The 18,931-nt window shown below is 66.7% G+C and carries 18 protein-coding genes; 8 read left to right on the forward strand and 10 right to left on the reverse strand.

The genetic code is table 11. The annotated features are described in order from the left end of the window. Positions 1 to 3 precede the first annotated feature (3 nt). Both VGV58_RS28190 and VGV58_RS28195 read left to right on the forward strand, forming a co-directional pair. Entirely contained in the window at positions 4 to 558 is a 555-nt protein-coding gene (locus VGV58_RS28190; RefSeq protein WP_326877379.1) for an NADPH-dependent FMN reductase, read from the forward strand. 226 nt (positions 559 to 784) lie between these two features. Further along, positions 785 to 1,549, forward strand: a complete 765-nt coding sequence (locus tag VGV58_RS28195; protein WP_326877380.1) for an MBL fold metallo-hydrolase — start codon at positions 785 to 787, stop codon at positions 1,547 to 1,549. Between the two features lie 8 nt (positions 1,550 to 1,557). Here the strand turns inward: VGV58_RS28195 and VGV58_RS28200 are convergent, their stop codons facing one another. From VGV58_RS28200 to otnK, 4 genes are all read right to left on the reverse strand, one after another. Then, on the reverse strand, positions 1,558 to 1,953 hold the full coding sequence (locus VGV58_RS28200) for a hypothetical protein (protein ID WP_326877381.1): 396 nt from the start codon (positions 1,951 to 1,953) through the stop codon (positions 1,558 to 1,560). Positions 1,954 to 2,042: 89 nt separating this feature from the next. Next, positions 2,043 to 3,572, reverse strand: a complete 1,530-nt coding sequence (locus VGV58_RS28205) for a malonate--CoA ligase (protein ID WP_326877382.1) — start codon at positions 3,570 to 3,572, stop codon at positions 2,043 to 2,045. A 37-nt stretch (positions 3,573 to 3,609) separates the two neighbouring features. Then, the gene (locus tag VGV58_RS28210) at positions 3,610 to 4,938 is read right to left on the reverse strand and encodes a malonyl-CoA decarboxylase (RefSeq protein ID WP_326877383.1); all 1,329 of its coding nucleotides are present in this window, start codon (positions 4,936 to 4,938) and stop codon (positions 3,610 to 3,612) included. 83 nt (positions 4,939 to 5,021) lie between these two features. Next, entirely contained in the window at positions 5,022 to 6,287 is a 1,266-nt protein-coding gene (gene otnK, locus VGV58_RS28215; protein WP_326877384.1) for a 3-oxo-tetronate kinase, read from the reverse strand. A gap of 351 nt (positions 6,288 to 6,638) precedes the next feature. Here otnK and VGV58_RS28220 point away from each other — a divergent pair, with 351 nt between their 5' ends. The 5 genes from VGV58_RS28220 (at position 6,639) to VGV58_RS28240 (ending at position 12,590) form a co-directional block, all read left to right on the forward strand. Further along, on the forward strand, positions 6,639 to 8,144 hold the full coding sequence (locus VGV58_RS28220; RefSeq protein ID WP_326877385.1) for an ABC transporter substrate-binding protein: 1,506 nt from the start codon (positions 6,639 to 6,641) through the stop codon (positions 8,142 to 8,144). A gap of 70 nt (positions 8,145 to 8,214) precedes the next feature. Beyond that, positions 8,215 to 9,159 carry an ABC transporter permease gene (locus VGV58_RS28225; protein WP_326877386.1) on the forward strand — a complete coding sequence of 315 codons (945 nt, stop codon included), beginning with the start codon at positions 8,215 to 8,217 and terminating at the stop codon, positions 9,157 to 9,159. After that, a complete protein-coding gene (locus VGV58_RS28230) occupies positions 9,159 to 10,028 on the forward strand; it encodes an ABC transporter permease (RefSeq protein WP_326877387.1) in 870 nt (289 codons plus the stop codon). The genes VGV58_RS28225 and VGV58_RS28230 overlap by 1 nt, the downstream gene beginning before the upstream one ends. Positions 10,029 to 10,051: 23 nt before the next feature. Then, on the forward strand, positions 10,052 to 11,854 hold the full coding sequence (locus VGV58_RS28235) for a gamma-glutamyltransferase family protein (RefSeq protein ID WP_326877388.1): 1,803 nt from the start codon (positions 10,052 to 10,054) through the stop codon (positions 11,852 to 11,854). 10 nt (positions 11,855 to 11,864) lie between these two features. Then, positions 11,865 to 12,590: a DUF1028 domain-containing protein gene (locus tag VGV58_RS28240; RefSeq protein ID WP_326877389.1), complete on the forward strand. Its 726-nt coding sequence runs from the start codon at positions 11,865 to 11,867 to the stop codon at positions 12,588 to 12,590. Between the two features lie 132 nt (positions 12,591 to 12,722). Here VGV58_RS28240 and VGV58_RS28245 read toward each other — a convergent pair whose 3' ends face one another. The 4 genes from VGV58_RS28245 to VGV58_RS28260 all read right to left on the reverse strand — a co-directional run bounded on the left by VGV58_RS28245 (position 12,723) and on the right by VGV58_RS28260 (position 16,672). Next, entirely contained in the window at positions 12,723 to 13,679 is a 957-nt protein-coding gene (locus VGV58_RS28245) for a dihydrodipicolinate synthase family protein (RefSeq protein WP_326877390.1), read from the reverse strand. 73 nt (positions 13,680 to 13,752) lie between these two features. Continuing rightward, a complete protein-coding gene (locus VGV58_RS28250; protein ID WP_326877391.1) occupies positions 13,753 to 14,742 on the reverse strand; it encodes a TRAP transporter substrate-binding protein in 990 nt (329 codons plus the stop codon). 33 nt (positions 14,743 to 14,775) lie between these two features. After that, the gene (locus tag VGV58_RS28255) at positions 14,776 to 16,044 is read right to left on the reverse strand and encodes a TRAP transporter large permease (protein WP_326877392.1); all 1,269 of its coding nucleotides are present in this window, start codon (positions 16,042 to 16,044) and stop codon (positions 14,776 to 14,778) included. Between the two features lies 1 nt (position 16,045). After that, the gene (locus VGV58_RS28260; RefSeq protein WP_326877393.1) at positions 16,046 to 16,672 is read right to left on the reverse strand and encodes a TRAP transporter small permease; all 627 of its coding nucleotides are present in this window, start codon (positions 16,670 to 16,672) and stop codon (positions 16,046 to 16,048) included. An 86-nt stretch (positions 16,673 to 16,758) separates the two neighbouring features. On the opposite strand from VGV58_RS28260, the gene VGV58_RS28265 reads away from it, so the two are divergent. Next, positions 16,759 to 17,424: a GntR family transcriptional regulator gene (locus tag VGV58_RS28265; RefSeq protein WP_326877394.1), complete on the forward strand. Its 666-nt coding sequence runs from the start codon at positions 16,759 to 16,761 to the stop codon at positions 17,422 to 17,424. A gap of 130 nt (positions 17,425 to 17,554) precedes the next feature. On the opposite strand, the gene VGV58_RS28270 is transcribed toward VGV58_RS28265, so the two are convergent. Both VGV58_RS28270 and VGV58_RS28275 read right to left on the reverse strand, forming a co-directional pair. After that, on the reverse strand, positions 17,555 to 18,631 hold the full coding sequence (locus VGV58_RS28270; protein WP_326877395.1) for an alanine racemase: 1,077 nt from the start codon (positions 18,629 to 18,631) through the stop codon (positions 17,555 to 17,557). Next, positions 18,628 to 18,931, reverse strand: a 304-nt coding sequence (locus VGV58_RS28275; protein WP_326877396.1) for a RidA family protein, incomplete at its 5' end; no start/stop codon positions are given. The genes VGV58_RS28270 and VGV58_RS28275, both read right to left, overlap by 4 nt.

An 18,931-nucleotide genomic window follows, 5' to 3' on the forward strand; every position in this document is an offset into this window, starting at 1 on the left:
CCCATGCATCGCCCGCTCACCCCCCAAATCAAGGTCGCCGTGATCTATGGCAGCACGCGCCAAGGGCGCCTGTGCACCAAGGTCGCCGGCTGGACGATCACGCAGATCGAGGGCGACGGCCCGTTCTCGGTCGAGAGCGTCGATCCCGGCGCGCACGATCTCGCCGAGCAGACCGAACGGCTCGGCCGGGCCGATGCCTTCATCGTCGTCACGCCCGAATACAACCGCAGCTTCCCGGCCCCGCTGAAGGCGCTGATCGACGGCACCGGCGCGGAATGGCGCGGCAAGCCGGTCGCCTTCGTCTCCTATGGCGGGGTCTCTGGAGGCCTGCGCGCCGTCGAGCAACTTCGCCTCGTCTTCGCCGAACTGCACGCCGCGACGATCCGCGACGGCGTCTGCTTCGCCAATGCCTGGGACCAGTTCGACGAGACCGGCCGCCTGCGCGATGCCGACCGGGCCGAGCGGGCGATGGCGACCATGCTCGGCCAGTTGCACTGGTGGGCGAGCGCACTCCGGACCGCCCGCAACAGCGTGCCCTACGGCCAGTTCGCAGCCTGAACGGCTCCCGGCACGACACGATATCGGCAACTCGCAGGCAGGGATTTGCCATGTCAGGAGCTTGTCGGAGACGAATTCAATGCAGTGAGGGCAGCGAGTGGAAAATTTCCCTGAAAATGCAGTCACCTAACGCCGCGATGCAGTTTGCTTCACAAATTCGAACTGGTCGCGGGGGCTGAGGGAGGGAAGGATCGGGCAAACCGATCCCTCCTTCTGCGGAGCCGCCATGCAGCTCAAACTCCTGCGCAACGCCCTGCTCAAGCTGAGCTATGCCGGCAAGACCCTGCTGATCGATCCCGATCTCGGCGAGAAACTCAGCCGCCGCTCGATCGCCGGCAAGTCTCAGAACCCGATGGTCGACCTGCCCGAGCCGATCGAGGACATCCTCGCCGGCGTCGACCATGTCATCGTCTCGCATCTGCATGCCGACCATTTCGACGAGGTCGCCAAGGCGCGGATCCCTAAGGACATCCCGCTGATCTGCCAGCCCGGCAACGAGGAGGCGATCCGGGAGGCCGGCTTCAGCAATGTCGAGCCGCTCGAATGCTTCGTCCGGATCGGGCCGATCGTGGTGAAGTCGCAGCCGGCCCAGCATGGCACCGGGCCGGTCGTCGACGTCATGGGCAAGGTCATGGGCTTCACCCTGGAAGCGCCGGGCGAGCCTTCCGTCTACTGGTGCGGCGATAGCGTGCTCTATCCGCCGCTGCAGGAGGCCGTCGCCAAGGCCGAGCCCGACGTGATCGTCACTCATTCTTGCGGCGCGCTCTGGGATGGCACGCTGATCGTGATGGATGCGCAGCAGACGCTCGACCTCGCCGAAGAGGCGCCGCAGGCGGTGATCGTCGCGACCCATATGGAAGCGCTCGACCATGCCAGCGTCAGCCGGCAGGCGCTGCGCGAAGCGGCCGAGGCCCGCGGCATCGGCCGCGAGCGGCTGCTGATCCCAGCCGATGGCGAGACGATCGAGCTGAAGGCGCCGGCGCACGCCTGAGCGGGCGCTTATTTGACCCGCCTGGCGTCGACACCGAAGGAGCGGAAGGTATTGCGATCGATGACGGTCACCGTCGTCGATGAGCTGGAACTGCCGAATTCGCTCTTGAGGGACATCTCCAGCACGCATTCACCAGCACCAGAACCGGGCTTGGTGGTCCACTGCCCGGAGGTGACCTGCTCCTCCCACTTCCCCTCCTGATTGACGAAACGGCGGACGGCCCTGAACGAGCCGTCCGCGTTGTAGGCGTCGAGATTGTCGACCTTGATCTTCATCGGCCCCATGGCGACATCGCCCTTGGTGGCCCAGCGCCCGGTCAGCGTCCCCCTGCAGTCGGTGGCGGCAGAGGCGATCCCCGCCGAGCCGAAAACGGTTGCGAGAAGCGGCAGTAGGAAGCGTCGCATGACGATCTCCGGAGGGTGGTGCAGATATCTCTGCACCGATCCTTGCTCCGGAAGCGCCTGACCGCGTCCTCCATTCGAACGAGCCCCGCTTACTCTCCAGCCTTGAGCTGCTTGGCGTAGATGTCCTTGTACTGCTCGCGCAGCAGGTTCTTCTGGACCTTGCCCATCGTGTTGCGCGGCAGGTCGGCAACGACGAAGACCTGCTTGGGCTGCTTGAACTTCGCGAGGCGCTGCTCCAGCGCTGCGGCGATGCCGGCGGCGCTGACCTCGGCGCCGGGCTTGGCCACCACGACGGCGGTGACGCCCTCGCCGAAATCGGGATGCGGGCAGCCGATCACGGCGCTCTCGATCACGCCCGGCATCTCGTCGATCTCGGCCTCGACTTCCTTGGGATAGACATTGTAGCCGCCGGTGATGATCAGGTCCTTGCCGCGCCCGACGATGTGGACGTAGCCGGCCGGGTCGATCTTGCCGAGGTCGCCAGTGATGAAGAAGCCGTCGGCCCGGAACTCGGCGGCCGTCTTCTCCGGGTTGCGCCAATAGCCCTTGAAGACGTTCGGCCCCTTCACCTCGATCATGCCGATCTCGTCGCGGGCGAGTTCCTTGCCGCTCTCCGGATCGGTGACGCGGGCCGAGACGCCCGGCAGCGGGAAGCCGACAGTGCCCGCCACCCGGTCCCCGTCATAGGGGTTCGAGGTATTCATATTGGTCTCGGTCATGCCGTAGCGCTCGAGGATGGCGTGGCCGGTGCGCTCGCGCCATTCGCGATGCGTCTCGGCCAGCAGCGGCGCCGAGCCGGAGACGAAGAGGCGCATATGCTTCACCGCCTCCTTCGACAGGCGCTGATCCTGCAAGAGCCGGACATAGAAAGTCGGCACGCCCATCATGCTGGTCGCCTTGGGCAGGTACTTGAACACCTGCTCGGGATCGAACTTCGGCAGCAGGATCATCGAGGCGCCGGCCAGGAGGATGGTGTTGGTCGCGACGAAAAGGCCGTGGGTGTGGAAGATCGGCAGCGCGTGCAGCAGCACATCGTCCTTGCTGAAGCGCCAGTAGTCGACCAGCGACAAGGCGTTCGAGGCGAGGTTGTCATGGCTGAGCATGGCGCCCTTGGAGCGCCCGGTCGTGCCGGAGGTGTAGAGGATGGCAGCGAGATCATCGGCGCCGCGCGCGACATCGGCGAATTCGGCCGAAGCGGCATTGGCCTTGTCGAGCAGGCTGCCGGCGCCGACACCGAGGGTCTCGAGCTTCGCTCCAGCCTTGTCGGCGAAAGGTTTCAGCGCCTGCGCCTTGGCGGGATCGCAGACGAAGACAGCCGGCTCGGCATCGCCGAGGAAGTACTCGATCTCGGCCGGCGTATAGGCGGTGTTGAGCGGCAGGAAGATCGCGCCGGCACGGACGGTGCCGAGATAGAGCATCAAGGCGTCCAAGCTCTTCTCGACCTGGACGGCGACGCGGTCGCCCGGCTTCACGCCGAGGCCCACCAGCGCATTGGCGAAGCGGGCGGAGACCGCGACCATGTCGGCATAAGTATAGGTCTGGCCATCATCGAGGACCGCGAAGGGCGCAGTCGGCGCCGGCATGCGGGCCTTGATCAGGTCGAACAGATGATTGCCCATGATTTCGGGTCCTTTCAGGCGTTTCCGTTGTCTTTGTTCACTTGGTCGCCGGCCGCAACTGCTTCTTCACCGAGGAGGAAGCGACCACGGTGTTGCGGCTGGCGAAGGCTTCGTGATTGGTCTCGATGTCGTCGAGCTCATAGCGGTAATTGACCATGACGCCATGCGACTCGCGCAGGCCCCGGTCGGACAGGTTGCCGCCGACATTGATCCGCTCCAGCCGCGCGCCATTGCCGAGATGGAAGCGAGCGACGGGATCGATCACGCGGCCCGAGGAGGTGCGGGCCCGTAGCATGTACTGCGCCATCATCTGGCCGAGCAGCTTGTCGCGGCGGGCGCTGGTGACCTCGTCCTGCGCCGCGATCTCGGCCGGAGCCTGCAGCAGCAGCGCCGCTTCCTCATTGGTCAGGCCGAGCTCGGCCGGCTCGTCCAGCGCCGGCCCGAGCCAGCGGGCGAAGCCCGGCACCGGCGAGAGCGTGACGAAGACGTCGAGCCCCGGCAGCTCCCGCTTCAGGTCCTCCGCGACCTGCTTGATCAGGAAATTGCCGAAGGAGATGCCGCGCAGCCCCTCCTGGCAGTTGGAGATCGAATAGAACACCGCCGTGGTCGCCGAGGAGGCTGGCAGCACCTCGCGGTCCTCGCTCAGCACGTCGACGATCCGGCTCGGATTCTCGCGGGTCAGCGCCACCTCGACGAAGATCAGCGGCTCGTCGATCAGCTGCGGGTGGAAGAAGGCGAAGCAGCGCCGGTCGGCCGGCTCGAGCCGGCGGCGCAGATCGTCCCAGTCCTTGATGGCGTGGACCGCCTCGTAGCGGATGATCTTCTCCAGCACGTTGGCGGGCGTGGTCCAGTCGATGCGGCGCAGCACCAGGAAGCCGCGATTGAACCAGGAGCCGAACAGGTGCCGGAAATCGGCATCGACCGCCTTGAGTTCGGGCTCCTCCTTCATCGCCTCGAACAGGCTCTCACGCATGCGCACCAGCACATGTGTGCCGCCCGGCGCGAGATTGAGGCGGCGGAAGAGCTCCTGCCGGCGCGGCTCGGAGGCGAGGTGGAGCTGGCCGATCGCCTCGGCATCGGGATTATCGCGATAACGCTCCAACGCGGCGTCGAGCCGCTCGCGATCGGGGCCGAAGCGCTCCTGCAGCAGGCGGAAGAAGGCGAGCCGGCCGGCTTCGTCGAGCCGCTCCCAATCCTCCAGCACCGCCTGCGCCAGCGCCATGCCCGAGGCCTCACCGCGGCCCGAGAGCAGGTCCTCGCAGAGCTTGTCGAGCGGCCGGCGACGATTCGAGGCGAAACGCTCGAAATTGATCAGCGCCCGGCCGCGATCGGCGACGCTGGTCAGGAGATCGCCAAGAAACGCCATCTGCACCCCCAAAGGCCTGCTGTCAGCGCCATCCTATACGAGTTTGCCGCAGTGCAAACGCGACAGGCCGCGACACGATCGCGCTACCTCAGCAGCTCCCACGCCTTGAGGAAGAAATCGGGCACGCCGAAGTTCCCCGACTTCAGCGCCACCACCATCTCCGGTCCGTCGACGACGCGGGTCCAGGGCACGCCGGGGTCGATCTCCGGCCCGATCTCCAGGGTGCGGATGGAAAGCCCCTGCACGACAGCGCCGGAGGTCTCGCCGCCGGCGACGAGCAGGCGGGTGACGCCGCCGACGTTCAGCAGCCGCGCGACCTCGGCGAAAGCGTGCTCGACGATCTCGCCGGCCTTGTCGCGGCCGAGCTTGTCCTGCACCGAGGCGACCTCGGCCGGATCGTCGCTGGAATAGACGAGGAAGGGCTTGTCGGCCGACTGGGCCAAGGCCCAGTCGGCCAGTTCCTTCGCCGTCTGCTTGCCGCCGGCCAGCGCCAGCGGGTCGACCTTCAGCGCCGGGATGCCGGCCGCGAGCGCCGCCTTGATCTGGCCGCGCGTCGCGGTCGAGCAGCTGCCCGAGATGATGCCGGCGCGGCCCGCGGGCGCCGCAAGATGCGTCGCGGTCTCACGCCAAGGCAGTAGCCCCGCCTTGCGGAAGTTCTCGGGCAGGCCCATCGCAATGCCGGAGCCGCCGGTGAGCAGGACATGATCGGAGATGGCCTCGCCGAGCACCATCAGATGGCCGTTGTCGAGCGCATCGGTGACGACATAGCGCACGCCGTCGGCTGCGAGCTCGGCCAGGCGCTTGCGCACGGCGGCAGCGCCCTGGTTGACGGCGGCGTAGGAGGCGAGCCCGACCTTGTGGCTGGTCTGCGCGCCCATCAATCGCATCAGATTGGAATCCCGCATCGGCGTCAGCGGGTGGTCTTTCATTGAGCTCTCATGCAGCGGCACCTCGCCGACGAAGAGATAACCCTGGAAGATCGAGCGGCCATTGGCCGGGAAGGCCGGGCAGACGATCGCCTGATGCGCATTGAGGCGCTGCATCAACGCATCCGCGACCGGGCCGATATTGCCCTTGGCGGTCGAATCGAAGGTCGAGCAATACTTGAACAGGATCTGGCGCGCGCCGCTGGCAAGCAGCGCCTCGCAGGCAGCGAGCGAATCCGCCACCGCCTCGGCGACAAGATTGGTGCGCGATTTCAGCGCGACGACGACCGCATCGGCCTCAGGCAGTTTTGCTCCGGCGGCGGGCGCACCGATGACCTGAACCGTCCGCATCCCGGCGCGGTTCAGCATCAGGGCGACGTCGGTCGCGCCCGTCATGTCGTCGGCAATCACACCCAGCAGCATCACTAGACCTTTCCTGTGCCGCGCCGCCTCTGATGCGCGCGCAATCGGCAGAATCTTGCATACCAGAATTCGTGCGGGCTGCGACAGACCTTGGCCGCCCCGCCGCCATGCAGGCACCGTCGACCCTGGCCGTCACACTGTATCCATTGCACCGATCGCGGTGGCGTGGAATGTTCGCGGCAACGCCCGGCTGGAGCAAGCCGAGCCTATCGACGATCACCGAAAAATGCGCCAGCTTGGTACCGAATGGGACCAACTCAGAACGACCCACGGAACTCCCGCAAGCGCCGAAGAGCGAGGGAGCGCCACTCAACGGGCCAGCATCAACACAAAACACTAAGGGGAACAGCCATGAAGCGTATTGTTCTGCTGGCGTCGGCGGCCTTGCTCGGCCTCGCCGCACTTCCGGCCCAAGCCCAATCGCCATCGACCTTGCGGATCGGTCTCCAGGAAGACCCCGATATGCTCGACCCGCACAAGGCGCGCACCTTCGTCGGCCGCATCGTCTTCATGGGCCTGTGCGACCGGCTCGTCGACATCGATCCGGAGCTGAAGATCATCCCGCGGCTCGCGACGCAGTGGTCGTTCTCGGCGGACGGGCTGACGCTGACCATGAAGCTGCGCACCGACGCCAAGTTCCATGACGGCGAGATCTTCAACGCCGAAGCCGCCAAGGCCAATATCGAGCGGGCGATGACGCTGCCGGATTCGCTGCGCAAGTCCGAGCTCGCCTCGGTCGAGAGCGTCAGCGCGCCCGATCCGGCGACGCTCGTCTTCAAGCTGAAGCGCCCCGACGCCACGCTGCTGGCCCAGCTCACCGACCGCGCCGGCATGATGCTGTCGCCGAAAAGTCTGGGCCCCGATATCACCGCCAAGCCGATCTGCTCCGGCCCCTACCAGTTCGTCGAGCGCGTCCAGAACGACCGGATCGTGCTGGAGAAGTTCAAGGGGCACTGGGAAGCCGACAAGTACCAGTTCGACCGGATCGTCTACCGCGCCATTCCCGACACCACGGTGCGCCTTGCCAACCTGCGTGCCGGCGAACTCGACATGCTGGAGCGGCTGGCCCCGACCGATGTGAAGTCGGCGCAGGGCGACAAGAACCTCAAGGTCCAGAGCACCGCCAATCTCGGCTATCAGGGCATCACCATCAACACCAACCATGGCGATGCCGCCAACCAGCCGATGGGTAAGGACAAGCGCGTCCGGCAGGCGCTGTCGCTGTCGATCGACCGGAAGGTGCTGAGCCAGGTGGTGTTCGAGGGGCTCTATGCGCCGATGAACCAGCCCTTCAACCCGGGCAACCAGTATCTCTCCGCCGCCTTGCCCGTACCGGAGCGCGACGTCGCCAAGGCCAAGGCGCTGCTCAAGGAGGCCGGACAGAGCAAGGTTTCGGTCGAGCTCTTCGTCACCAACAACCCGGTCGATGCCCAGCTCGGCCAGGTGATCCAGGCGATGGCGCAGGAAGCCGGCATCGATATCCAGATCCGCTCCAGCGAGTTCGCCAGCCAATTGCGCGACCAGCAGCAGGGCAAATTCCAGATGAGCCGGATCGGATGGTCCGGCCGCATCGACCCGGACGGAAACATCCATCCGTTCGTGACGACCAAGGGCAACCAGAACGACGGCAAGTACTCCAATGCCGAGGTCGACAAGCTGCTCGACGAGGCCCGCACGATCTACGACGTCGCCGAGCGCAAGAAGCGCTATGACGCGGCCCAGAAGATCCTCCAGGACGAATTGCCGATCGTCTATCTCTACAACCAGACCGTCTTCTTCGCGCTGCGCTCCAACATCCAGGGCTTCGTGATCAATCCCGACGGGATGATCCGGCTCTCGGGGCTGAAGCGGTCGTGAGGCTGGCGATCGACAGAAGAGAGCGCGGCAACTCCGCCCTCTCCCTGCCTTCCAAAGGCGCCCGGCAGCCATGCTCGCCCTGATCGGCCGGCGCCTCCTGATCGCGATCCCGACGCTGTTCCTGGTGTCGCTGTTCGTCTTCGCCCTGCAGAGGGCGCTGCCGGGCGATCCGTTCCTCGTCATCGCCGGCGAGGAACGCGACCCCGAGGTGATCGCGCGCCTGCGCCAGATCTACCGGCTGGACGATCCGATCGTGGTGCAGTTCTTCGCCTGGCTCGGCCAAGTGATCCAGGGCGATTTCGGCCGCTCGTTGCGGACCGGTGAGCCGGTGCTCGGGCTGATCATCCAGAAGCTCGGCGTCACCTTCCAACTCGCCGTGGCCTCGATGCTGGTCGCGGTCGGCATCGGCATCCCCGCCGGCATCATCGCTGCCAGGCGCAAGGACACGCTCGCCGACTATTCCGCCAGTGCAGTCGCGCTGTTCGGCCTGTCGGTCCCGCATTTCTGGCTCGGGATCATGCTGATCCTGCTGGTCTCGGTCGAACTGCGCTGGCTGCCGGCCTCAGGGTTCGAATCGATCTTCAGCGATCCGCGCGCCGCGATCGAGCGGATGATCATGCCGGCTTTCGTCCTTGGCGGTGGGCTCGCGGCATCGCTGATGCGCCATACCCGCTCGGCCATGCTCGAAGTGCTGCAATCCGACTATGTCCGGACCGCACGCGCCAAAGGCCTCGCCGAGGATGCGGTGATCAACCGGCACGCGCTGCGCAATGCGCTGGTGCCGATCATCACGCTCTCGACGATCCTGTTCGGCGAACTGCTCGCCGGCGCGGTGCTGACCGAGCAGGTCTTCACCATCCCCGGCTTCGGCAAGCTGATCGTCGATGCCGTCTTCAACCGCGACTATGGCGTCGTCCAGGGCGTGGTGCTCTGCACCGCGATCGGCTTCATCGTCATGAACCTCCTCGCGGATGTTCTCTACATCCTCGTCAACCCGCGCCTAAGGGACGGCTGATGGGCGCCATGACCATTCGCGCCACCGGCGCAAACCTCCAGGGCCGCGGCTCGCTGCGCAAGCTGCTGCGCAGCCGCTCGGCCCGGATCGGCGGCGTGATCGTGCTCGCCTTCGTCGCCATGGCGCTGCTGGCGCCGCTGCTGCCGCTCGCCGACCCCTTGAAGTCGAACTTCCTCGCCATCCGCAAGCCGCCCTCCGAGCTCTACTGGTTCGGCACCGACGAGCTCGGCCGCGACCAGGTCTCGCGGCTCGTCTTCGGGGCGCAGGCCTCGCTGCTCGCCGGCATCATCTCGGTCGCGATCGCACTCGCGGTCGGGGTGCCGATCGGCCTGATCGCCGGCTGGTATGGCGGCTGGGTCGACGTGGTGATCTCGCGCGTCACCGAGGCGCTGCTCGCCTGCCCCTTCCTGATCCTGGCGATCGCGCTCGCCGCCGTGCTCGGCCCGTCACTGACCAATGCGATGATCGCGATCGGGCTTTCCTTCGCGCCGATCCTGATCCGGCTCGTGCGCGGCCAAGTGCTGGCGATCAAGAACGAGGAGTTCGTCGACGGCGCCCGCGCCATTGGCGGCGGCAAGCTCTACATCCTGTTCCGCCATGTCGCGCCGAACACACTCTCGCCGATCATCGTGCAGTCGACGCTGTTCATGGCGCAGGCGATCGTGCTCGAAGCCGCCCTCTCCTTCCTCGGCCTCGGCCAGCAGCCGCCTTCCCCGTCCTGGGGCCAGATGCTCAACGTCGCCAAGAACTTCATGGAGCAGGCGCCGTGGATGTCGGTGGCGCCCGGTGTCGCCATTTTCCTGGCGGTCCTCGGCTTCAACCTGCTCGGCGACGGCCTGCGCGACGCGCTCGATCCCAAAGAATCCTGACCTTACTGCCTAAGGAAACGACCATGTTCACCACCCGCCCCGAGATCCTCGGCACCTTCGGCGTCGTCACCTCGACGCATTGGCTCGCGACCGCGTCGGGCATGGCGATGCTGGAGAAGGGCGGCAACGCCTTCGACGCCTGCGCCGCCGCCGCCTTCGTGCTGCAGGTGGTCGAGCCGCACCTGGTCGGCCCGGCCGGCGACATGCCGGCGGTGTTCTATTCGGCCGAGACCAAGAAGGTCGAAGTGCTCTGCGCCCAGGGCCCGGCGCCGGCCGCCGCGACGATCAAGGCCTATAAGGACCTCGGCATCGACATCATCCCAGGCGACGGCCTGCTCTCGACCGTGATCCCCGGCGCCTTCGGCGGCTGGATGATGATGCTGCGCGACCATGGCCGCCTGCCTTTGCGCGAGGTGCTGGAGCCGGCGATCGGCTATTTCGAGAACGGCCATCCGATGCTGCCGCGCGTCTCCGATACGATCGCGGGGCTGAGCGACCTCTTCACCCGGGAATGGCCGACCTCGGGCGCCGTCTACCTGCCCGGCGGCAATGTCCCCAAGGGCCGCGAACTCTTCCGCAATCCGGCCGCCGCCAACACCTACAAGCGTATCCTGGCCGAGGCGGAGGCCTCCGGCAGCGATCGCCAGAAGCAGATCCAGGCCGCCTATGACTGTTGGTACAAGGGCTTCGTCGCCGAGGCGATGGACGCCTTCTGCCGGACGGAAGCGCCGATGGATTCGACCGGCCGCCGGCACAAGGGCCTGCTCACGGCGCAGGACATGGCCGGCTGGACGCCGCATTACGAGGCGCCGGCGAGCGTGACCTACCATGACTGGGAGGTGTTCAAGATCGGCCCCTGGGGCCAGGGTCCGGTCTTCCTGCAGACGCTGAAGATCCTCGAAGGCTTCGACCTCTCGGCGATGGGCCCGGCGAGCCCCGAATTCATCCACCATGTCGCCGAGGCGATGAAGCTCGCCTTCGCCGATCGCGAGGCCTATTACGGCGACCCGGATTTCGTGAAGGTGCCGCTGGCGACGCTTTTGTCCGAAGACTATGCCCGTGGCCGGCGCGAACTGATCGGCTCTGAGGCTTCGCTGGAGATCCGCCCCGGTGCGGTTCCCGGCTTCGAAGCCCAGGTCGCGCAGGCGCTCGCCAATATCCGGATCGCCGGACAACACGGCGCCAAGGGCGGCGCGACCGTCGGCGAGCCGACCTTGGCTTCGATGGTCAGCTCCTCGCGGCGCGGCGACACCGTGCATATCGATGTGATCGATCGCTGGGGCAACATGGTCGCCGCGACGCCATCGGGCGGCTGGCTGCAATCCTCGCCGGTGATCCCGGAGCTCGGCTTCCCGCTGAACTCGCGCGCCCAGGCCTTCTTCCTCGAAGAGGGCCTGCCCTCCTCGCTCGCGCCCGGCAAGCGCCCGCGCACGACGCTGACCCCGACCCTCGCCTTCGAAAACGGAGAGCCGCGCCTCGCCTTCGGCACGCCGGGCGGCGACCAGCAGGAGCAATGGCAGCTCGGCATGTTCCTGCGCCGGGTGCATCACGGCCTCAACCTGCAGGAGGCGATCGACCTGCCGCTGTTCCACACCCAGCACTTCCCCTCGACCTTCTATCCGCGCGAGGCGCGGCCGGGCCACCTCACCGTCGAGGAGAGCGTCGGCGAGGCCGTCCTGGCCGAGCTCACCCGGCGCGGCCACAAGCTGGAGAAGGCACCGGCCTGGACCGTGGGGCGTCTGACCGCAGCCGAGAAGAGTGCCGACGGGCTCTTGCGCGCTGCCGCGACGCCGCGTCTGATGCAGGCCTACGCCGCCGGCCGCTGAGGAACCGCCTATGACATGGTCCATCGTCGCGCGCGATGCCGCGACCGGCGCCTATGGCGTCGCCGTCTCGACCTGCGCCTTCGCCGTCGGCGCGCGCGTGCCCTATGGCTGCGGCCGGGTCGGCGCGATCGCGACGCAGGCCTTCGTCAACCCGCTCTACGGCGTCGATGGCCTCCGGCTGCTGCAGGAAGGGCGATCCTCGGTCGAGATCATCGCCAATCTGACCTCTGCGGACGAAGGCAGGGCGCATCGGCAATTGCATCTGATCGATCGCGACGGCCGCACGGCGTCCTATACCGGCAATGCCTGCATCGACTGGTGCGGGGCGGTGAACGGGCCGCAGGTCTCGGTCGCCGGCAACATGCTGGCCGGGCCGGAGGTCGTCCAGGAGACGCTCAAGGCCTATGTCGAGAATTCAGCGCTCGACTTCGACGAGCGCTTGCTGGTGGCGCTCGAAGCCGGCGAGAAGGCCGGCGGCGACAAGCGCGGCCGGCAATCCTGCGCCATCCGGATCTGGGCCAGCGAGCCGGTGCCGAGCTTCGATATCAGGGTTGACGACCATGCCGAGCCGCTCGTCGAGCTACGCCGGATCTGGCGGGTGGCGCATCAACGTTCCGTGCCGTTCCAGCAGGCCTCGCCTTCGCGGGCGCGGCCTGCCGGCGTCACAGACCGGGACGAGCTCGACCGGCTCTGTGCGGAGTATGCCGCGGCGTGGAATGCGCGGCATCCGGAGTGACGATCGGCCCAGCCGATCGTCATGCTCGGGCTCGACCCGAGCATCTCGGGCCGCAGGAGGCTCCAGTCGGCGCCTTCTCGTGATGAGATTCTCGGGTCGGCGCTGCGCACCGCCCGAGAATGACGGCTGATCTCACGCCGCCTTGGCAGCGCGGCCCTCGGCCGCCCATTTGGCGTACCAGCTCTTGAAGCGGCGCCATTCGGTCTCGACATAGTTGCGCTGGGCGTCGGAGAGCCTGTCGGCCTCGTTGAAGTGGCGCTCATAGGCCTTGTGGCCCTCCAGCACCATCAGATGCTTGTAGTAGAGCACGAGGTCGACGCCCTCGTCGAAGGACGACAGCACATAGAGCGCCCGCTCCAGCTCGAGCGCATCGCGCTCGGCCTGCGGATCACCCGCGGCGGCCTTCTGCGAGAGCGCCACGAGGTGCAGCACCTCCTTGGGCAGGGCGTTGCCGATGCCGGTGATCGCGCCGCCGGCGCCGCAGCGGATGAAGCCGTGCGTGACCTGCGTATCGACGCCGACCATCAGGGTCAGCTTGGGATCGCGGTTGGTGATGTGCTCGGCCGCATAGGTCAGCGCCGCGCCGCCGCCGAACTCCTTGAAGCCGACGAGATGCGGGAAGCGCGCATTGAGCGCGAAGAACAGGTCGGCCTTGGTCTCGTAGCCATAATAGGGGCTGTTGTAGATCACCGACGGCAGGTCGACCGCCGCTTCCAGGATGCCCTCGAAATGGGCGCGCTGCGCCTGGAGCGAGGAGCCGCGCGAGAGCACGCGCGGGATGACCATCAGGCCCTGCGCGCCGGCCTTCTTGGCATGGGCGGCGAGCGCGGCGGCGCGCTTGGGGTTCTGCGCGCCGGTGCCGACGATGAGCGGGATGCCGCCCTTCACCAGGGCCTCGACGCCTTCCATGCGCTGCTCGTCGGTGAGCAGCGGCCAGTCGCCCATCGAGCCGCAATAGACCACCGCCGACATGCCGGCGTCGATCAGATGGCGGCCGGTGCGCACCAGCTCGGCGTAGTCGACGTCGCCCGAGGCGGTGCAGGGGCTCATCAAAGCGGGGATGGTACCGCTGAAGATGTTCTTGGTCATGGCAGGGGTCCGCTCACGGGAGGAAATGCGGCTGCGGGCGGAGCGCCCGCAGCCGGGATGGTAGCCTAAAAAATCAGGCCGTGATCGCCTTGCCGGCCTTGCGCAGATCGGCCAGCACCGGTGCCTTGGGCAGCCAGATCTTGTCGAACTCGGCGATGACGGCCTCGGCGTCCTTCGGGTTGGCGAGCTTGAAGTTGGCGCCGGCCGCCTTGAACTGCTCGACCAGCTTGGGCTCGTTGACGGCGAGCGCATCGATCTGCTCGTCGAGCGCGGCGCGGACCGTCTTCTGGATCAGCTCGCGGTCGGCGGCAGGCATGCCCTGCCAGACGCGGCCCGAGGCGAGCGCGATCACCGGCATGAAGATCGCGTTCATCTGCAGGATGGTCTTCGAGACCTTGTCGAAGCGCTGGTTCCAGGAGAATTCGAGATCGGCCTCGAGCCCGTCGACCTGGCCATTGGTCATGGCGTCGAAGACCTGCGGCGTCGGGATCGGCGTCGGGGCGGCGCCGAGCAGCTGGTAGAAGTCGCGATAGACCGGGGTCGGGTTGATGCGCAGCTTCATGCCCTTGATGCCGGCGATGCCGTCGATCTCCTTGGCGGCGAAGACGGCGCGCATGCCGGTGATGCCCCAGGCCATGCCGATGCAGCCGGTCTCGCGCGGCAGCACGTCGAACAGCTTCATCGCGACAGGATCGCGCACCAGCTTGGCGATCTTGGCGGTGGAGTCGACGATATAGGGCGCGGTGATCGCGCCGATCGCCGGGACGCGCGAGCCGAGCTCGGCGGCCATGATCCAGCCCATGTCGAGCGCGCCAGACTGCATCTGCTGCAGCATCGCCGCCTCGTTGCCGAGCTGGCCGGAATGGAAGACCGTCAGGTTCAGCCGGCCGTTGGTCTCGGCCTTCAACCGTTCGCCGACCTTGACGGCCGCGACGTTCCAGGGATGGCCGTTCGGGGTCAGGATGCCCAGGCGCAGATCCTTGCTCTGGGCGAGCAGCAGCGCCGGCTTGGCGATCGGCAGGGTCGCGGCGGCGGCGAGCAGGTGGCGGCGTGAAATCGTCATGACGGAACTCCCCTTATTGGTTGGCAGATGGGTTCACTTCACCAGGGCCAGCGAGAGCCATGGGTAGATCGAGAGCAGGACCAGGAGGACGCAGGAGATGATGAAGAAGGGCAGCGTCACCAGGAACATCTTGCCGGGCTTGGCCCCTGTCACCGCGGCGGCGACGAAGAAGCAGAGGCCCACCGGCGGCGAGAGCAGGCCGAGCACGAGGTTGATCACCACGACCACGCCGAAATGGCGGGGATCGATGCTGTAGACCTCGGTCGCGATCGGCAGCAGGATCGGCACCGTCATGATCAGGCCGGGGATGCCGTCGATCACCGTGCCGATCACCAGCAGGATGACGTTGACCAGCAGCATGAAGGTCACCGGATCCTTGGCGATCGACTGGATCGAAGCCGCAACCGTCTGCGGGACCTTGCCGTAGACCAGCACCCAGGAGAACACCGCGGCGGCGGCGACGAGGAAGAGCACGATCGCCGAATAGACGCCGGCGCGCAGCATCATCTGCGGCAACTGCCCGAAGCTGAGCTGCTTCGTCCAATAGCGGCCGATCAGCAGCGCCGCGACCGAGCCGACCGCCGCCGCCTCCGTCGCATTGGCGAAGCCGCCGAGGATCGAGCCGACGATGACGATCGGGATCAGCAGGGTCGGGGCCGAGCTCAGCACGATCCTGGCGCGCTCGCGCAGGGTCAGCTTGTCGCCGGCCGGGTAATTGTAGACGAAGCCCATGCCGGCGATGATCAGGAAGAACAGGACGGTCAGGAGCACGCCCGGCACGATGCCGGACATCAGCATGTCGCTGACCGAGACCTGGGCCAGCACGGCGTAGACGACGAACATCACCGAGGGCGGGATGATCGGGCCGAGCATGCCGCCATAGGCGGTGAGGCCGGCGGCGAAGTCCTTGTCGTAGCCCTTGCGCTCCATCTCGGGGACCATGACCTGCGCCATGATCGCGACCTGGGCGGTCGCCGACCCCAGGATCGAGGCGACGAACATGTTGGCGAGGATGTTGACATAGGCCAGGCCGCCCTTGAGCGAGCCGACAAAGGCCATGGCGAGATCGACGATGCGGCGGGTGATGCCGCCGCCATTCATGATCTCGCCGATCAGGATGAAGAGCGGAATGGCGATCAGCCCGTAGCTGTCGACGCCGCCGAACATCTGCAGCGGATAGTTCGGCAGCAGCTGCATGTTGCCGGTCGCCGCCATGTAGATGAGGGCGCCGAGACACAGGCACAGCGCGATCGGCACGCCGGCCAGCATGATGCCGAAGAAGGCTCCAATCGTCAGTGCCATGTCAGTTCACCACCCCGTCGGCATTGGCGGCGAAGCCCGGCAGCTCCTGCTTCGCGACGAGGCCGAGATCCTCGAACAGGTTCGCCAGGGCATGCAGCGTCATCGACAGCGCGAAAATCGGCATAATCAGGTAGATCACCCAGGTCGGCCAGTTCAGCGTCTGGGTCCGCTCGGTGTAGATGAAATTGAAGGACCCGGCGGCGAATTCCTTGGCGTCGAAGCCGGCCTGGGCGATGCCGACAGGATCGAGCCAGAGCCAGCACATCACGCCGAGGCTGATGCCGAACAGCACGACGCCAAGCGTCGCGATCACCCGGAAGATCGCCGCGCCGCGCTCCGAGAAGCGCTCGGTCAGCATGGTCACCGCGAAATCAAGCCGCATGCGCGTCATCGCGGAAGCGCCGATGAAGGTGAGCCAGACGACGCTGTAGACCGCGGATTCGTCGATCCAATAGATCGGATAGCCAGTGTAGCGCGTGACGACGTTGAGCAGGATCAACGCCGAGAGCAGGAACATCAGCGCCTGGATGGCGCGGTGCTCGACCCGGAGCAGGCGCCCGGACACGGCGACGATCGCCTCCGGCACCGCCATGGAGCGGCTTCTCGCCGCGACAGCATCTTCGTTCATTCTTGCCTTCCCCTTGCCGCGTTGTAGATTGTATAAAATCTACGTGTCAATGGTTTTCCGCGACGCGATCCACTACGGTGCAACCAATGTCCCCTCCCCTGAAGCACCGTACCCTCGCCTCGGCGATCGTCGACCGGCTCCGCCAGGAGATCCTCGACGGCAGCTACCCGGCCGGCTCGCAATTGCGGCAGGACGCGCTGGCGCAGGCCTATGAGGTCAGCCGCATCCCGGTGCGCGAGGCGCTGTTCCAGCTCGAGGCGGAAGGCTTCGTCCGGATCGTGCCGCATAAGGGCGCGATCGTCTCAGGCCTCTCGCTGGACGAGATCAATGACGTCTTCGAGTTGAGGAAGCTGCTGGAGCCCCGGCTGCTGGCGAGCTCGGTGCCGGTGCTGACGGCGGAGGATTTCGCCGCCGTCGCCGGGATGGAGGCTGCGTTCGAGGAGGCGATGACGGCGCGCGACATCAGCCGCTGGGGGCTGCTCAACGCCGATTTCCACATGGCGCTCTATGCCCGGGCGACGCAACCGCGCACGCTGTCGATCGTCGCGGGGCTGCTGCAGACGAGCGACCGCTACACAAGGCTGCAATTGCAGCGCAGCTCCTCGATCGAGCGGGCGCGGACCGAGCATAATGAATTGATCCGGCTCTGCCGCACCGGGGCGATGAAGGAGGCGAGCCGCCTGCTCGTCGATCATATCGAGCTGGTTCGGCGGGACCTGGTGGCGTTCCTGGAGGAACGCGGGAAGGGGTAAGGGCTCCCCTTTCCGTCATGGTCGGGCTTGTCCCGACCATCCACGTCTTCCTTTGGCGAACGCGGTGTTCAAGACGTGGATGCTCGCCACAAGGGCGAGCATGACGGCGTTGTTCCCAAACGAGAGTTGGTCAGGTCAGCTTGCCCCGCGCCGCCACCGGCAATTCGCCGATCAGCTTGTCGCCACGCACGGTCACCAGCCGGTCGACCATGTTGACGACGACGCAGACATGGTTCGGGACCACCCGCACGACCTCGCCTACGTTCGGGCGCTCATTGCTGCCCGACAGATCGAGGAAGCCGTGCTCCTCGGCGAATTGCGCGATCCTGGCCAGCGGGTATTCGAGGATGTAGCCGTGGCCGTCGAGCCCGCCCTTGTCGCTGGTTAGCGTCTTCGAGCCGGAGTCGAGGATGCCACGCTCCGGGCCCGCACGGCTGACGACCGTTGCGTAGACGGTCAGCGCGCAGTCCTCCAGGCTCGCGACCCCGGCTGCGATCTGCATGCGGTCGTTGAAGATTGAGGTGCCCGAGCGATGCTCGGTCGAGCCCTTGAGCTTGCCGATATTGGGGATGTTGGGCGAGCCGCCGGTCGAGACGATGCCGGCTTCCAGCCCTGCCTCGCGCAGGCCGGCATTGGCGATGTCGAGGAAGTCCTGCGTCGCCGGCCAACCGGTTTCCGGCGGGTACATCAGGAAGCCGGCGAAGGTCAGGCCCTTCGACGCCGCGATCTGCCTGGCGAGTTCGACGGCTTCGCCGGGGGTCTCGACGCCGGCGCGCTTGCGGCCGGTATCGCATTCGACGACGACCTCGAGATTGCGTCCGGCGATCTCGGCGGCCTTGGGCAGGCCGGCGATCGTCACGGGATTGTCGGCCGCGACGATCATCCGGACGCGTCGCTGCAGCGCGCCAAGGCGCCCGAGCTTCTCTTCGCCCAAAATATTGTAGCTGATCAGGATGTCGTCGATGCCGCCATCGGCCATGACCTCGGCTTCGCCGAGCTTCTGGCAGGTGATGCCGCGCGCGCCGGCCGCGACCTGCATGCGCGCCAGCTCGGGCGATTTATGCGTCTTGATGTGCGGGCGGTTGGCGACGCCAGCGACGTCACAGGCGGCCTGGAGCCGGGCGATGTTGGCCTCGACCTTGTCGAGGTCGATGACGACAGCCGGCGTGCCGTAGACGCGGGCGATTTCCTCTGCGAGCGCGGTCATGGCAGCACCCGGACGATGACTTCGATCTCGACCGTCATGTTGTTGGGCAGCGAGCCCATGCCGACGGCGGAGCGGGCGTGGCGGCCATTGTCGCCGAGCACGGCGACAAACAGGTCCGAGCAGCCATTGATGACCTTGGGATGCTGGGCGAAATCGGGGGCGGCGTTGACCATGCCGAGCAGCTTCACCACCTCGATCTTGTCGAGCGAGCCGGCCGCCTTCTTCATCGCCGCGAGCAGGCCGAGGCCGGTCTGCTTGGCGTGCTCATAGGCCTCCTCGATCGAGACATCGGCGCCGACC

Origin of the sequence: Allobosea sp. (assembly GCF_035944895.1) — a bacterium.
GTDB lineage: Bacteria > Pseudomonadota > Alphaproteobacteria > Rhizobiales > Beijerinckiaceae > Allobosea.

Coding starts and splice junctions, on each gene's coding strand:
- VGV58_RS28190 (WP_326877379.1), top strand. CDS start 4: ATGCATCGCCCGCTCACCCCCCAAATCAAGGTCGCCGTGATCTATGGC.
- VGV58_RS28195 (WP_326877380.1), top strand. CDS start 785: ATGCAGCTCAAACTCCTGCGCAACGCCCTGCTCAAGCTGAGCTATGCC.
- VGV58_RS28200 (WP_326877381.1), bottom strand. CDS start 1,953: ATGCGACGCTTCCTACTGCCGCTTCTCGCAACCGTTTTCGGCTCGGCG.
- VGV58_RS28205 (WP_326877382.1), bottom strand. CDS start 3,572: ATGGGCAATCATCTGTTCGACCTGATCAAGGCCCGCATGCCGGCGCCG.
- VGV58_RS28210 (WP_326877383.1), bottom strand. CDS start 4,938: ATGGCGTTTCTTGGCGATCTCCTGACCAGCGTCGCCGATCGCGGCCGG.
- otnK (WP_326877384.1), bottom strand. CDS start 6,287: ATGCTGCTGGGTGTGATTGCCGACGACATGACGGGCGCGACCGACGTC.
- VGV58_RS28220 (WP_326877385.1), top strand. CDS start 6,639: ATGAAGCGTATTGTTCTGCTGGCGTCGGCGGCCTTGCTCGGCCTCGCC.
- VGV58_RS28225 (WP_326877386.1), top strand. CDS start 8,215: ATGCTCGCCCTGATCGGCCGGCGCCTCCTGATCGCGATCCCGACGCTG.
- VGV58_RS28230 (WP_326877387.1), top strand. CDS start 9,159: ATGGGCGCCATGACCATTCGCGCCACCGGCGCAAACCTCCAGGGCCGC.
- VGV58_RS28235 (WP_326877388.1), top strand. CDS start 10,052: ATGTTCACCACCCGCCCCGAGATCCTCGGCACCTTCGGCGTCGTCACC.
- VGV58_RS28240 (WP_326877389.1), top strand. CDS start 11,865: ATGACATGGTCCATCGTCGCGCGCGATGCCGCGACCGGCGCCTATGGC.
- VGV58_RS28245 (WP_326877390.1), bottom strand. CDS start 13,679: ATGACCAAGAACATCTTCAGCGGTACCATCCCCGCTTTGATGAGCCCC.
- VGV58_RS28250 (WP_326877391.1), bottom strand. CDS start 14,742: ATGACGATTTCACGCCGCCACCTGCTCGCCGCCGCCGCGACCCTGCCG.
- VGV58_RS28255 (WP_326877392.1), bottom strand. CDS start 16,044: ATGGCACTGACGATTGGAGCCTTCTTCGGCATCATGCTGGCCGGCGTG.
- VGV58_RS28260 (WP_326877393.1), bottom strand. CDS start 16,672: ATGAACGAAGATGCTGTCGCGGCGAGAAGCCGCTCCATGGCGGTGCCG.
- VGV58_RS28265 (WP_326877394.1), top strand. CDS start 16,759: ATGTCCCCTCCCCTGAAGCACCGTACCCTCGCCTCGGCGATCGTCGAC.
- VGV58_RS28270 (WP_326877395.1), bottom strand. CDS start 18,631: ATGACCGCGCTCGCAGAGGAAATCGCCCGCGTCTACGGCACGCCGGCT.